The following is a 14696-nucleotide window of genomic DNA, read 5'->3' as shown; positions in this document are numbered from 1 at the left end:
CATTACCATACGAATAATTACAGTCATTCTTACTTGGTGGGAGCATAAGGTTATGGGCCTGTCTTTGGCACCGTGATCTTTCCCACTGAGCGGTGTTCAGTTTAATTTCGGGTCAGCCTGTATGCGCCTTAAAAGTTGAGCATTTAACGCCACGATAATGGTGCTCAGCGACATCACTATAGCGCCAGCTGCCATGGGCAGGATAAACCCCCAGGGAGCTAAAACACCCGCCGCCAGAGGTATCACCAGGGCATTATAGCCGGTTGCCCACACCAAATTCTGCAACATCTTGCGGTAAGCGGCTCGCGAAATCATGATCAACCGGGCTACATCTCCGGGATCACTTCGCACCAGGACGATGCCGGCGGACTCGATGGCTACATCAGTGCCTGCCCCAATGGCAATTCCAACGTCAGCCTGAGCCAATGCCGGAGCATCATTGATGCCATCCCCCACCATGGCCACCCGATAACCCTGCCGCTGGAGTGCTTGTATTTGGGAGGCCTTGTTTTCAGGCAGCACCCCGGCGAAATACTGGTCTATCCCCAGTTGCCGGGAAACCATGAGGGCAACGCTCTCATTATCGCCGGTCAGCATGGCTACCTTTATCCCCATCCGCTTTAAACCTTGCACGGTTTGCTGTGATTCGGGTTTGACCACATCGGCAAAGGTCATGACAGCTTTGATTTCCCGGTCCACAATGACATAGATCAGAGTATGGCCGGTTTCTGCGGCTGATTCTACAGCTTGGGCGAGTTCATGCGGAATCGTACCAGGGACCAGGGTCAACAGGTTGGGACCTCCCACCATAACGTGCTGCCCTTCAACCTGGGCGGAAACGCCCCTGCCGGGCATTGACTCAAACCCGGAGGCAACAGGTATGGGCAGACCCTTTTGGCGAGCCGCATTCACCAGGGCTTTGCCCAGCATATGTTCAGTCTCTGATTCAGCCGCTGCCGCCAGTTTCAGAATCTCCTCTGTGGTGGTGTCCCGGCTGGGAATTATGCGATCCAACTGGTGGGACCCCTGGGTAAGAGTACCAGTCTTATCAAAGACTACATAATCAATTCGGCGGGCTTCCTCAAACATGAGCCGGTTGCGCACCAACAGCCCGGATTGGGCGCATAGGGCGGTGGATATGGCTATGACCAGGGGAATGGCCAATCCCAGGGCATGAGGACAGGCTGCCACCATGACCGTAACCACCCGTTCGATTATGACCGCAGCTGGGGCTTCTGCCATAAGCCAGCCCAAGGCCGTAATCAAAGCCGAACCGAGAGCGATTATAACCAGCCAGAAAGCGGCCCGGTCAGCCAGGCGCTGGGATCGGGAGCGAGACTGCTGGGCTTCATCCACCAGTCGCATTATCCCTGCCAGGTAGGTAGCATTACCGGTCTTGGTGACCTCCACCCGAAATGCCCCCTCTTCATTGATGGTTCCGGCGAGAACCCGGTCTCCACTCTGTTTGGCAACCAGCATCGATTCACCGGTGACCATGGACTGATTGACTCTGCCCTCACCCTGCAGAACCAGGCCGTCAGCGGGAATTTTGGCCCCCGGCCGGATGAGAAGCACATCTCCGGAGTGCAGGCTTTCCAGGGGAACCTCTACGGCCGCTTCGCCTTCCAGCTTGACGGCGGTATCAGGCAACAGTTTGGCCATTTCCTTCAAGGCCTGGCCGGCATTCTGCACTGCTCGCATTTCCAGCCAGTGCCCCAGCAGCATAATGACAATCAAAGTAGCCAGTTCCCAGTATATCTCTTCGCCCGGAAAACCCAGGGTGACCATAAGGCTGTACCCGTAAGAAATAGTGATTGCCAGGGCGATAAGAGTCATCATGCCGGCCTGGGCTCGTTTCAGTTCTTCTAGGGCGCCCTTTAGGAAGACCATCCCTCCATAGAAAAAAACCAGGGTGGCAAGAAGCGGAGCAATGTAATGGCTCCCCGTAAAGTGCAGTGGCTGTAGCCCCAAGAGATCCAGAAAGTGATGGCTGAAGGCCAGCAATGGCAGGGTCAAAAGGGTCGACCACAACAGTTTCTGGAGGAAAATACCGGGATCATGATCACTGTGCCGCGAGGACCCGTGGTCATCATGGTGGCTGGCATGAATGGTCGGGGTCAAGCCTGCCTGCTCATCCGGGATGAACGGTTCACGGCGGTGGTGTTGATGTGCATCATGAGGGGCTGCCCCCTGAGGTTGATGCGGACCAGAGTCGGTTAGGCTTGACGAGGTTTGCGGTGGATGGTGGGTATCATCATGATGTCGGGGCGTTGGTGTATTAGCATGGGCTGGAGACCGCGGCTGATGTGTGGTCTTATCATGCTTAGATCCGACGGGGTGCATACTGAGATCGGAGTCCTTACTATGGTGGCTGTGATGGTTATCAGGAGTATGTTCCACATATATCCCTCCCCGATAGATGTTTCTTGATAAGCCTCAATAGAGCTGCCGGTAATTTACGGCTCGGAGGGTGGGGAATGTCCATTCCGTGAGGCCGATCCTTCATAGTTGGCAACGTATTATAATAATACCTTAAGTAACGGCCTTTTGGGGAGATAAGGTTGCTTATTGCCTACCGCATTCCAAGTGTACTACCGTGCCTCGGATATGCAGCAGACAAGGGCTTTGCGGACTGCATGGATGAATTTCTTTTATTGGCAAATCATATCAGAGCCGGACCCCAACTATTGCCTTGTCCATGGATTGAATGACAGTGTCTAAAATGACACTGGTGTACAAAAACTACACACTTCGTCATTGAAACTGGACAGTCGGATAAAAATGGCTTTTTGAACCAAGTGCCGGTATATTGGGATATAATTATTTACGCTTATGTAAATTATGCCATCTTAATAATTGGAACGTTTTTTGCATTTATAATAGGCATTCAATATAATCCTTTCTTTCAGGCGTCGGTTCGGGTACAAACCTTCATTAATTGCCACCCCGAACCAAGCCTGACTTTTTTTACGAAAATCCCTTAAAGCCAAAGGATTTTCATTCATGCTTGTGAACCGAACGTTCATGGTTTGTTTTGTTGGAGAGCTTTTTTTAGACAAGCTGGTTTCCTCAATAAAACCTGGCCGATTGGGCATAGTAAAGTGAGGAGGCGATGCACTTGCAAGAGACCGATTCATCAATGTCACGCACCCGCTTCAAGACTCCTGAGCAGCTGCTGGATTTTCTCCAAAAAGCGGACGATGGCCGGCTCACTTTTCGGGCTTACCCGATTTCGGGAGATGCCGAAACTTTTCGCTGCCAGGGTGGGGGCATAGTTGTCAGGAAACCTGACGGCAAATCGTTCCACAGTTTGGATGATTTCGTGTGCTACGCTTTTCAATGCGATAGAGAAGGTTATGCAGGTACCGAACATGTGGATGTGGAGGAACTGAACTGATTGCCCGGAGCATGACCAGACCAGATGGCCCTTCCTATCGGGAGGGCTTTTGTTTTTCATAGCAGTTGAAAAGTAGGAACAAACAGTTGAGTCAGCAGGCCAAGCAGTGTTGATTCCTGGGCCAGGACCCTGACTGTGCTCTTAGCCATCAGGATTTAAAGAGGATTTGAGCCGCTTTCGGCAAATTATTGCTAAAGGATTGAAGTCAACCGGTGTTGATTAATGGTTTCGTGGTGGGGATAGTCCTCACCATGCTTGTGGGGAACTTTATTTTTAGAAACCCAGCTCTGGGCGGCAGGAGTCAACCAATTCACAACGGCCTTTTGATATTCCCTCAGCATCCTGTCACTTTGATAGCAAAGCCCGACAAAACTGCGCAGATCAGACCCGATATTGACGGTAACGGTTATTCAGGAGTATATTCCTATTAGTTAACTAGTTATTTAGTAGATTACTAAAATGGATTGATGAATTGATCGAAAACGTTCTAACCGGAGGGGATGAACCATGGATAAGAATAAGCGCAAACAGATGCTGGCCGCATACAAAGAGCAAAAAACCTTTATGGGGGTGATCAAGATAACCAATCTGGTCAATGGCAAGGTTTTCATTGCCTCATATCCCAATCTGAAAAATAAATGGATGAACATTCAGGGCGCACTGACCGCAGGTATATACACCAATACCCAGCTTATCAAGGACTGGCAGCAGATGGGTCAGCAAGCCTTCACCTATGAGGTCCTGGAAGAAAAGGAGACTGAAGGTGTAAGCGATGTTCGCTGGGAATTGAAGCAGATGGAGAAAGCCTGGCTGGAGAAAATCCAACCTTATGGCGATCGGGGCTATAACAAACCGCCCGTGAAACCACAGTAAAGGAAATAGTGTTTCTGATTATGGTCTGTGCAGCCGACCGTTTTCCTCCCCACCTTATTCTCACCTGAACTGTATAGTAATGCAATGCTTCCGGCAAAGCAGGGATTATCCTGGTACCCGATCTTCAAACAATATGCGGCAAAAACTGCATAACAGGAACCGTAATGCTCCCGACAAGCGGCGATTATCCTGTTACCCGATCTTTAAACCATGTGCAGTAATAATCGGGTAGTGGGTCGGTCTAGATATATTGACCTTTACTATATAGTACCTTAAAATTAAGGTACTATATAGTAAAGGTAGAGTGTTCTCTATGGCCTTTAAACATATCTTATTGGGAACTCTAATGGATTTACCTACTCACGCCTATGACATGATAAAAAAGTGCTTCGCAGATTTTACCCCCGCCAATATAAAACTCAATGAGGGACGCATCTACAACACATTAAAAGAATTGGACAAAGTCGGAATGGTGGAACGCAGCGTCCGCTACAAAGAGGATGTTCCACCTCAGAAGATTGTGAGCATTACTTCCACCGGAGTTGAAGAGTTTCGTCGCTGGCTGGAATCCACCGAAGAAGAAGAAGGCCATACTAAGTTTGATTTCTTTACCCAGTATCCTTTTTTAACCAAGGTTAATTTCTTCAAATTCCTCGATGATGAAAAGATTGTGGAAAAGCTGATGGAGCAGCTGCTCATCTCAAACAAACGCCTGGAGCGCTTCGACCAGGCACGGGAGGAAATGATACATAAAAAGGTGGATGAATACCGCATTCGGATTATTGAGTACGGCATCGAAGTGGAAAAACTCAGATCTGCCTGGCTTAAAGACTTACTGGCTGAACATGGAATCACTGAACCATCGATGGAGGAGGCGTGATTTAATGGGCAACATTCAAGATATAAGAGAAAAAATGTTTCAGGCAGGATATATCTGTGACGATAAAGTAGCCACAGTGCTTTTTCTGGCTGAAGCCCTGCAAAAACCGGTATTGGTGGAAGGACCCGCTGGTGTGGGCAAGACCGCGATTTCTCAGGCCTTCAGCCGCGTCAAAGGACTGCCTTTGATCCGCCTGCAGTGCTATGAAGGGCTCGATGAAGCCAAAGCCCTCTATGAGTGGAACTACAAGCGGCAGCTGCTGCATATTCAGGCTGTATCCAACCAAAATCTCAGCGTGCAAGAAATTGAAGAAGATATATTTTCCGATACATTTTTACTGACCAGGCCATTGCTTAAAAGCATTGCCTCAGACTCGCCCACGGTGATGCTAATCGACGAAATCGATAAAGTGGATTTCGAATTTGAAGCCATGCTTTTGGAACTGCTGTCCGAGTTCCAGATCACTATTCCCGAAATCGGAACTATCACCGCCAAACATCACCCCTATGTTTTTTTGACTTCTAATGCCACCCGGGAGCTTTCAGAGGCTTTAAAAAGACGCTGCCTTTATCTCTATCTGGATTTTCCTAGCAAAGAAATGGAACAGCAGATCTTGATGCTGAAAATCCCCCAACTTCCCGAACAACTAGCCGAAAAGGTGGCCCAGGTGGTTGGACGCTTAAGGAAACTGGAACTGAAGAAACCACCCAGCATCGCGGAGAGTATCGACTGGGCTTCGTCATTGCTGTGGCTGGGGAAGGAAGACCTAGACGTGGAAACCACCTTGAACACTCTGAGCACGATAGTAAAATACCGCGAGGATCAGGAGAAGCTGGAACGGATAATCTACCGGGAGCGAGACCTCAACTTCAGAGGATAAAAGGCGCAACGTTAGGAGGGCTTATTATGCCGGTTTTGCAGTATCTACAGGCTTTTTTTGAAGAACTGCGCCAGCAGGGCATTCCAGTAACGACCAGTCAGGTCAGGGATTGCTGTCAGGCAGTGCTCTTGATTGATTGGATGCAGCGGGATTATTTTTATTCAACCCTTTTTGCCACCTTGGTGAAAGATTACAGTTATAAACAGGCTTTTGACCAGGTCTTTAACCGTTTTTTTGAAGAATATCTTTCACCCCAAAACCTTGAGCATTTGGAAAGATTCAAACAACAAAAACCGGCTCGTCCTGAGAATGAGACCGCGGTAAGTGATTATGAAATAGGCATGGGCACACCTATGGGCAAGGGCGGTTCATCCCAAGCACCCGGTGGCCAAAAGAACCCGCTGGAGCAGGATTTCGGCCAAGTCAGCGAAGCTGAATTAGCCCGCATCGAATCGTTCGTACCGCTCTTGGCTCGTCGGCTGGCGGCCAAGTTTGTTAAAAAGAGAAAACGTAATGACCAGAGCAAAATAGATTTCCGGCGTACAATTCGCGCCAGCTTGTCGACCGGAGGGGTTCCGGTGAATCTATTTACAGTGCGAAAATATCGAGAAAAACCTGTTATTTTAGTTATTTGTGATGTATCTGGTTCGGTAATGAACTTCAGCTGCATTTCATTGGCTTTAATTGCCTCACTGGAGAGATTTTTTCAGCATATCGAATCATATGCATTTATTGATGAAGTGGCGGATATTACCGGTTTGCTGCTTTCCGGTAATCCTCTTAATTTTAGGGGACATGTGCTGCGCAATGCCAGAGTGATTGGAGCGACCGGATATACCAACTACGGGCACTCCCTGGAGGAATTCCACCAACGCTTTAGACACCGTATGCACCGCAAGACCACCGTTTTAATATTCGGTGATGCGCGCAATAATTGGCAGGAAAACGGGACATGGGTGCTGCAAGACATCAAAAACCGGGTAAAAAAAGTGTACTGGTTCAACCCGGAACCGGCTTCGGTGTGGAATTCGGGCGATAGCATCATCAAAGAATACGCACCCTTATGTGATAGAGTATTTGCCTGTCCGAACCTGCTGGAGCTCGAAAAATCTCTGGCTAAGATTTAGGGGGGATTTATTTTGAGTAAATATTTTGGGGATCGCCTGCCGCCAATACTGTACCAATTCTTTGCTGCCGATACCATGGTCGGGGTAGTGTCTACTGTAGATGAAGACGGTTTCCCCAGGGGGGCACCCATGTCGCAGTTTTATGCACCAGGGGAACGGGTAATGTTAATGGCAGCGCAGAACAAATCACAGACCTATGCAAATGCAGCCCGTTCAGGAAAGATTGCCTTGACCTTTATGGGGGCCAACAATCTTGTTTTTACGATTCAGGGGACGGTTCGCGTGTTCAGGGAATGCATGAGGTCGAACCATAATCTAGGAATTCTGGTCATCGACATAAAAGAGGTGCATAGCAACGAAGCCTGTGACGTTGTAGTTACCGGAGGGATCAGCACCGAATTTATAAGTGAACGGTGGCAGCAGCTGATGGAAACCTGGTTGAGCGAACTGCGCAGCTATACGTTGGAAAATGTTAACATATAAGCAGCCAACCTGTTGGCAAGAAATCTAATAATTGTATAGCTATAATAGGTATTGGTTTTGAGTTTAAGTACGGTAGAGCTCAGTGCAAGTGGCATCATAACACAGGTTTTCCTTGTGCATGATAAATACCATGAGGGAATTAAATGTGACCACCTCTACTCCGGTTAAGAGTGTGGTTGGAAAAAATATTTAAGGTGGCATCCATGGAAAACAAAACCGCTGGAGATTTTATTCTCCGCAATGGATTTATTCCCTTGAGGGAATTGGGAAAGAGTCCCTTAAAACCCGACGACTTTGATCTGGCTCGGCTGCAGACGCAAATTGAGGCGGAAGGATTTAACTCGGATAATTTTTACTTTGATCCCCATGATGGGAAGTCCCCATATCATTATTACCGGGGTATGGTGCTCTTGGCCTGGGACGAGATTGACCAGCGGCTGGCAGCCATTAAAACCCAGATAGAGGCTATGGAGCAGACCCTCAACGCCATGGCAATCAAGCGGGATTTTGGCGCTTTGCTGGCTGCAGTTGATCAGCGCCTGGCTCCGGATTTGTATGTAGAGGTCTTTCATCTTATCCCGGATCATGATAAATATCGCCTTTTTGAAGCCATTTGGCATAATAACCCATACAGTGGGGATGTGTTTGACAAGGCGTTTATAGCTCAGGTCTCAAAATACCGGGGAGTGAGCAGTGATGTTCCGGTAGCAGCTGAAAACGGCTATGTAGAAGTGTTCCAGTGCGAAAAACAGCCACCACCAGGGTTGGAAGAGGTCTCAGCCTGGACCACCGATGTGAATATAGCTATCTTACAAGCCCTCCACTGTGAAAAACTGCCCGCCATCTACCAGGGCTGGGTACAGCCTGATCAAATCGTTAGCTACGACGGTGCCAAGCGTGAGGCCCTGGTGATGGACAATAAGGTTGAGCGCAGGAAAGCTCTGCCCTTGATCGATCTCCTGAAACTGCTGCCTACATTGACAGAAGCCGGAATTATGAGGCAATACCACGATTTTGCGCAACAGATCAACGCCTTTTGGTTCCACAATGCACAGGGAGTCCACGGGGTCAGACACACTCAAAGGGTCCTCTTGTTGAGTCTGATCATAGCCTATTTGGAACGATATAGTGACGCCGACCGGAACCTATTGGGTTTAGCCTCCATCTACCATGATATTGGCCGGGTTGACGATGGATATGACCCGGATCATGGCCTGGCCAGTTATGCCAAATTAATTCAGGCTGAGCTTCCAGGATCAGATGATAAGGAGCGCGAGACGCTTCGCTTTATAATCGAAAACCATGCTATACCAGATTACAGAGCCCGCCAGAAAATGGATCAATATAAGCTCTCCGACGAGGGCAGGACTTGGCGACTGTTTACTGCTTTTAAAGATGCCGATGGTCTTGACCGGGTCCGACTAAAAAATCTAAAACCCCAGTATCTCCGTACTGCATCGGCCCACCGGCTGTTATTGGCCGCACATCAGCTGTATAGGCAAAATAACTAGTTCCAATTGATATGTTGCTATGCATGGAATAGAATTCTGACCAAGGCTAAACAGCCATTGAGCTCATACAATAAACCCTTATGTAAGTGAAGCGATAAAAATTTAAAGCGGTTTAGATATTTCTAGCGCGATCAGAGCTTAGGTATGTTTTGCTGGTCTACAAGATGGTGTTATTCTGATGATATACTCATAAATAAGATACAATTAATTTTCAATTAAGAGGTCAGATGAAATGAAAATAACCGTAAAGCTTTTTGCCTACCTGCGTCAGGGCAGGTTTAAGAGTATGGACATGGAATTTGCTGACGGTACCTCAATCGGTCAGGTCTTGGATAATCTTTCAATACCCCGCCAGGAGATGCAACTGGGCATCCTTTTCATCAACGGAAAACATGCCAAATTTGATTCTGTTCTGCAAGATGGCGACACCCTGGCCATCTTCCCTCCGGTGGCCGGGGGTTGAGCATTGAGGCAGTTAAGGCTGCTGTATGGGACTGCCTCCGGTCATGCACTCGCAGACGCTTGATCTGCCTGGAAGGTCATGATCAGCGTCATGTGTCAATCAATGGAACAATAATGTTACAACTGTAACAAAAATGTTACACCTGATAAGAAAACCATTCGATAAACCTGTCTCACAAACCCCTTCAATAGTGGCCTTCTATTTTCATTACTACCTTGGAATAAATTTTGCATTGATTTTCTACATAACTATATCAGTACGCTCTACAGCGGTTTATAAACACCGCTCTATGGCGAGGAGGGATTAACACCAAAGCGGCTGATGAAAGCAATACTGGGGCTATGTTTCCGTGACGAAAACACTTCAAAGGAGGTGGATTCTGGTTTTCTGCTGTGAAAACCAGTACCGTATGGACAAGATTATTGTAGTTCAGCCCGAAAAATGTACCGGATGTCACACCTGTGAATTAGTGTGTTCCTTCACACATAGCGATGAATTCAATCCCACCCGTTCACGTATCTCCGTTATAAACTTTGAAAAAATCGGTTTTGCCTTCCCGGTGCTCTGTCAGCAGTGCGGTGAAGCGGCTTGCATGAAGGTTTGCCCGGTAGGGGCTATCAGCAGGAGCGCGGTTACCGGTGCCATGGAGATCAATGACGGCAAATGCCTGCGCTGTCAGATGTGCACCATTGCCTGTCCTTTTGGCGCCACCTTGTACGATCCGGTCGCTAATATTGTGGCCAAATGTGACCTTTGCCAGGGTGATCCTCAGTGCGTTAAACTATGCCCTTCAGGAGCTATTTCTTATCAAGCGGCCAGCGTCAACAGCTTATCCAAACGAAAAGCATTTGCGGCACGTTTTACCGACGTCTTTGAGGAGGTGCGATAGATATGTACGGATGGACTGGCAAGATTTTAAGGGTAAATCTGACCGATGGCACCATCAGCAAGGAGCCGTTGCCGATTAACGACGCCCAGGATTTTATAGGCGCACGCGGGCTGGGAACCAAGATTTTCTTCGATGAGGTTGATGCTGCAGTTGACCCCTTAAGCGAGGAAAACAAGATAATATTTATGACCGGCCCCTTAACCGGAACTCTGGCTACCTCTGGAGGCCGGTACAATGTGGTCACCAAAGGGGTCTTAAACGGCACCATCGCTGCATCCAATTCCGGGGGTATGTTCGGCCCGGAACTTAAATTTGCCGGCTGGGACGGCATAATTTTTGAGGGCAAAGCACCACAGCCGGTTTACCTGTGGATTCATAATGATGAGGTGGAACTGCGGCCGGCACAGGAATTATGGGGAAAAACCGTGTTCGAGACTACCGATATGCTCAAAGCAGCAACCGATGAAGAGAGCAAAATTGCCTGTATTGGTCCCGCCGGCGAAAACCTGGTCAAGTTCGCCAATATTATGAATGAATATAACCGCGCTGCCGGCAGGTCCGGGGTAGGAGCGGTCATGGGTTCCAAGAACCTCAAAGCGGTAGTGGTGCGCGGTACCAAAGGAATCAAAGTAGCAGATCCCCAGGGATTTTGGAATGCCATCACCAAAGCCCGCACCATGCTGAAAGAGCATCCGGTCACAGGTGCTGGCCTGGCCGCTTACGGAACCAATATCCTGGTTAACATTCTCAATGTGCATGGCGGGCTGCCGGTCAAGAATTTCAGCGAAGCTGCTATCTTTCCTCATGCCGAAAGCATTTCCGGGGAGCATCAGGCTGAGCATAACCTGGTGCGCAACAAAGGCTGTTTCGGCTGCCTCATCGGCTGTGGCCGGGTCTCCAATAATAAAGGCAAATATAAAGGCATCGGTGAAGGCCCGGAATACGAAGCCACCTGGGCTTTCGGCGCAGACTGCTATGTCGACGATTTTGAAGCCATCAGCAAGGCCAACTTCCTCTGCAATGAGCTGGGTCAGGATTCTATCAGCATGGCCACAACTTTAGCCTGCGCCATAGAGATGACTGAGAAAGGCATCATTCCCCGCAGCAAATCCCCTTTAAGCTGGGGTGATGCGGACACCATAATAGAAATGGTACAAAAAACTGCCTACCGCGAAGGCTTCGGCGATGAGTTGGCTGAAGGTTCTTACCGCCTGGCGGAAAAATATGGCCATCCCGAATATTCCATGAGTTCAAAAAAACAAGAGCTCCCTGCCTATGACCCGCGCGGCCAGCAGGGCATCGGCTTGAATTACGCCACCTCCAACCGGGGCGGTTGTCATGTGCGCGGCTACATGACCTCGCCGGAGATTCTTGGCATTCCGGTACAATTAGATCCTGATGCCACTGAGGGCAAGCCGGAAATGTTGAAAATCTTCCAGGACTTGACCGCCCTGGTTGACTCTTGCGGATTATGCCTTTTTACCACTTTCGGCATCGGCCTTCCCGAAATAGCTGAGCAATATCGCACTGCTACCGGGGTTCAAATCACTGACGAGGACCTGCTCAAAGCAGGCGAACGGATCTGGAACATAGAGCGGCTCTTCAATCTCAGAGCTGGTTTTACCAAGGCTGATGACACCCTGCCGGAAAGACTATTAAAAGAACCCATGAAGGATGGCCCGCATAAAGGCAGAGTGGTGGAACTGGACACCATGCTTCCGATTTATTACCAGATTCGTGGTTGGGATGAAAACGGTGTTCCCACTGCCGAAAAAATGCATGACTTAAACCTGGTTGTATAAATACAGACAGACCTGACGGTCAATATCCACCGCCGCCATCTGTTCCGGTTAAAGGAGCGGGTGGCGGCAGGTTTACGAGGGGGCTGGAGCATAATGCCTGCCGAAATCAAAACTGAACCAAATGAAAAGCTGCTTCTATCTATCATCAATAACTACCCCGGAGAAAAGCGCTATATCCTCAGCATCATGCAGGATATGCAGAAGCAATTCAACTATCTGCCCAGGCAAGGCCTGGAGATGATCGCCCTTCATGTGGCCTCGCCTTTTAGTCAGGTTTACAGCATGGCGACCTTTTATAAAGCATTCAGTCTGGTTCCCAAAGGGCGTATAAACTTTAAGGTTTGCGACGGTACTGCCTGCCACATCAAGGGTTCCAACGTTATTATTGACCAGATTTATCAACATCTGGGCATCAAGCCGGGAGAGACTACCCCTGACGGCGAGTTCTCCCTGGAGACGGTCAACTGCATCGGCGCCTGTGCCCTGGCACCGGCAGTATTGGCCAATGACCGGGTCTACCCCAAAGTGACCTCAGCGGGGATAGTGGAGATCATTAAGAGCTATGGAGGGCATGCCGATGCAAGCAGCAAATGATTTAGGTTCCAAACTGATACTGGTATGCTGCGGAACCGGATGCCTGGCCAATGGGAGCATGGAAGTATACCAGTCCCTTAAGAAACAGCTCACAGATTCGGAAGTAACAGTAAAAACATTTACCAAGCCCACCGGCTGCAATGGCTGGTGTGAAAAAGGGCCTCTGGTTAAGATAATGCCCGATGACATCACTTACTGCCAGGTAAAAGCCAGTGATGTCCCGGCTATAGTTGAAAAGACCATTAAAAACGGTGAGTTGCTGGATCGTTTGCTGTATCGGGATCCCCAGACCAAAAAACGGGTCAAATCACATCACCAAATAGATTTCTATAAAAAACAGCATAAACTGGCCTTGCGCAATATCGGGGAAATTGACCCTGCCTCCATAGATGATTATGTCGCCCGGGATGGATATAAAGCCCTGGCCAAGGCCTTGCAGGAAATGACGCCTACTGGGGTTGTGGAGGAAATCCTTGCGGCCGGACTGCGCGGTCGCGGGGGTGGAGGCTTTCCCACCGGGATCAAGTGGCGGGCGGCAGCAGAACAGGCAGCCCGGCCTAAATATGTGATATGCAATGGTGACGAGGGCGATCCCGGGGCTTTCATGGATCGCAGCATAATGGAAGGCGACCCTCATACAGTTGTCGAAGGCATGATAATATGTGCCTATGCCATTGGAGCCACACGGGGCTTTATATATGTTCGTGACGAGTACAGTCTGGCAGTGACCAACCTGGGCATAGCCATAGACAGTGCTCGTCGCCACGGTTATTTGGGCAATAATATCCTGGGCAGCCAGCTTTGTTTTGATATAGAAATAGTCCGCGGAGGCGGCGCCTTTGTTTGCGGTGAAGAGACGGCATTGATGGCCTCTATAGAGGGGAATGTCGGGGAACCCCGGGATAAGTATGTTTTTCCCACCGAAAAGGGCTTGTGGGGGCAGCCTACCATTATCAATAATGTTGAAACCTGGGCCAATGTTCCGGTAATAATCAATAACGGTGCCGAACAGTTTGCTGCTTTGGGAACTGCGGGCAGCAAAGGCACCAAGGTGTTCTCCCTGGTAGGCAAGGTGGTAAATACCGGCCTGGTAGAAGTGCCCATGGGAACAACCCTGCGGGATATTATTTTTACCATCGGGGGCGGAATTCCCGGGGGCAGAAGCTTTAAAGCGGTGCAGACCGGCGGACCCTCAGGGGGATGCATCCCTGAAAGCAGGCTGGATTTGCAGGTGGATTTTGACTCCCTGTTGGAAGCCGGCTCAATGATGGGATCGGGCGGCATTATAGTCATGGATGACCGTACCTGTATGGTCGAGATTGCTCGTTACTATGTAAATTTCCTAGCTGGGGAATCCTGCGGCAAATGCACCCCCTGCCGGGAAGGCATCAAAGCCTTATTGGATACCCTCACGGCTATATGCCACGGTCAGGGCAGGGAAGAAGACCTGCTTTATCTGGAAGAAATCAGTCAAACTATGCAGGATGCCTCGCTGTGCGCCCTGGGGCGGACCGCGGCCAATCCGGTGCTTTCCACCCTGAGGTATTTCAAAGCCGAATATCTGACCCATATCCGTGATCATCGCTGCCCGGCTGGAATCTGCCGTGAATTGACTGAGTTTGAAATCGATCCCGCAGCCTGCACCGGATGCGGCTTGTGCACCAAGAACTGTCCGGTCGATGCCATCAGCGGCGAAAAGAAATTGGCCCATATTATTGACCAGAATAAATGTATACGCTGTGGCGAATGCATAAACCACTGCCGCTTTAACGCGGTTTTGGTTAGATAGGAGGGTGG

General features: G+C 49.3%; 13 protein-coding genes. 12 read left to right on the top strand and 1 reads right to left on the bottom strand.

Going from position 1 to position 14696, the window contains the following annotated elements:
- Window positions 1–96: 96 nt before the first annotated feature.
- The gene (locus tag AC15IQ_RS11805; RefSeq protein ID WP_483179355.1) at window positions 97–2400 is read right to left on the bottom strand and encodes a heavy metal translocating P-type ATPase; all 2304 of its coding nucleotides are present in this window, start codon (window positions 2398–2400) and stop codon (window positions 97–99) included.
- 718 nt (window positions 2401–3118) lie between these two features.
- On the opposite strand from AC15IQ_RS11805, the gene AC15IQ_RS11800 reads away from it, so the two are divergent.
- The 12 genes from AC15IQ_RS11800 to AC15IQ_RS11745 all read left to right on the top strand — a co-directional run bounded on the left by AC15IQ_RS11800 (window position 3119) and on the right by AC15IQ_RS11745 (window position 14688).
- A complete protein-coding gene (locus AC15IQ_RS11800) occupies window positions 3119–3397 on the top strand; it encodes a hypothetical protein (RefSeq protein ID WP_483179354.1) in 279 nt (92 codons plus the stop codon).
- Between the two features lie 507 nt (window positions 3398–3904).
- Window positions 3905–4270, top strand: a complete 366-nt coding sequence (locus tag AC15IQ_RS11795) for a GIY-YIG nuclease family protein (RefSeq protein WP_483179353.1) — start codon at window positions 3905–3907, stop codon at window positions 4268–4270.
- A gap of 313 nt (window positions 4271–4583) precedes the next feature.
- Window positions 4584–5150, top strand: coding sequence for a PadR family transcriptional regulator (locus tag AC15IQ_RS11790; protein WP_483179352.1), 567 nt, complete (start codon window positions 4584–4586; stop codon window positions 5148–5150).
- A 4-nt stretch (window positions 5151–5154) separates the two neighbouring features.
- On the top strand, window positions 5155–6030 hold the full coding sequence (locus AC15IQ_RS11785; RefSeq protein WP_483179351.1) for an AAA family ATPase: 876 nt from the start codon (window positions 5155–5157) through the stop codon (window positions 6028–6030).
- 26 nt (window positions 6031–6056) lie between these two features.
- Window positions 6057–7157, top strand: coding sequence for a VWA domain-containing protein (locus AC15IQ_RS11780; protein WP_483179350.1), 1101 nt, complete (start codon window positions 6057–6059; stop codon window positions 7155–7157).
- A gap of 12 nt (window positions 7158–7169) precedes the next feature.
- Complete coding sequence (locus tag AC15IQ_RS11775) at window positions 7170–7640, top strand: pyridoxamine 5'-phosphate oxidase family protein (protein ID WP_483179349.1); 471 nt, start codon at window positions 7170–7172, stop codon at window positions 7638–7640.
- A 203-nt stretch (window positions 7641–7843) separates the two neighbouring features.
- The gene (locus AC15IQ_RS11770) at window positions 7844–9151 is read left to right on the top strand and encodes an HD domain-containing protein (protein WP_483179348.1); all 1308 of its coding nucleotides are present in this window, start codon (window positions 7844–7846) and stop codon (window positions 9149–9151) included.
- 232 nt (window positions 9152–9383) lie between these two features.
- Complete coding sequence (locus tag AC15IQ_RS11765) at window positions 9384–9614, top strand: MoaD/ThiS family protein (RefSeq protein WP_483179347.1); 231 nt, start codon at window positions 9384–9386, stop codon at window positions 9612–9614.
- Between the two features lie 409 nt (window positions 9615–10023).
- Complete coding sequence (locus AC15IQ_RS11760) at window positions 10024–10503, top strand: 4Fe-4S dicluster domain-containing protein (RefSeq protein WP_483179346.1); 480 nt, start codon at window positions 10024–10026, stop codon at window positions 10501–10503.
- A gap of 2 nt (window positions 10504–10505) precedes the next feature.
- Complete coding sequence (locus tag AC15IQ_RS11755) at window positions 10506–12305, top strand: aldehyde ferredoxin oxidoreductase family protein (protein ID WP_483179345.1); 1800 nt, start codon at window positions 10506–10508, stop codon at window positions 12303–12305.
- Between the two features lie 93 nt (window positions 12306–12398).
- Window positions 12399–12899 carry an NADH-quinone oxidoreductase subunit NuoE family protein gene (locus AC15IQ_RS11750; RefSeq protein WP_483179344.1) on the top strand — a complete coding sequence of 167 codons (501 nt, stop codon included), beginning with the start codon at window positions 12399–12401 and terminating at the stop codon, window positions 12897–12899.
- Window positions 12883–14688: an NADH-ubiquinone oxidoreductase-F iron-sulfur binding region domain-containing protein gene (locus tag AC15IQ_RS11745; protein ID WP_483179343.1), complete on the top strand. Its 1806-nt coding sequence runs from the start codon at window positions 12883–12885 to the stop codon at window positions 14686–14688. Before AC15IQ_RS11750 ends, AC15IQ_RS11745 begins: the two co-directional genes overlap by 17 nt.
- The last annotated feature ends 8 nt before the right edge of the window (window positions 14689–14696 follow it).

The sequence above is a fragment of the Syntrophomonas sp. DTU019 genome, assembly GCA_913757435.1.
Lineage (GTDB): Bacteria > Bacillota > Syntrophomonadia > Syntrophomonadales > Syntrophomonadaceae > DTU019.
Note: the sequence above shows the minus strand (reverse complement) of the source record. Positions and strands in the feature narration are given on the sequence as shown.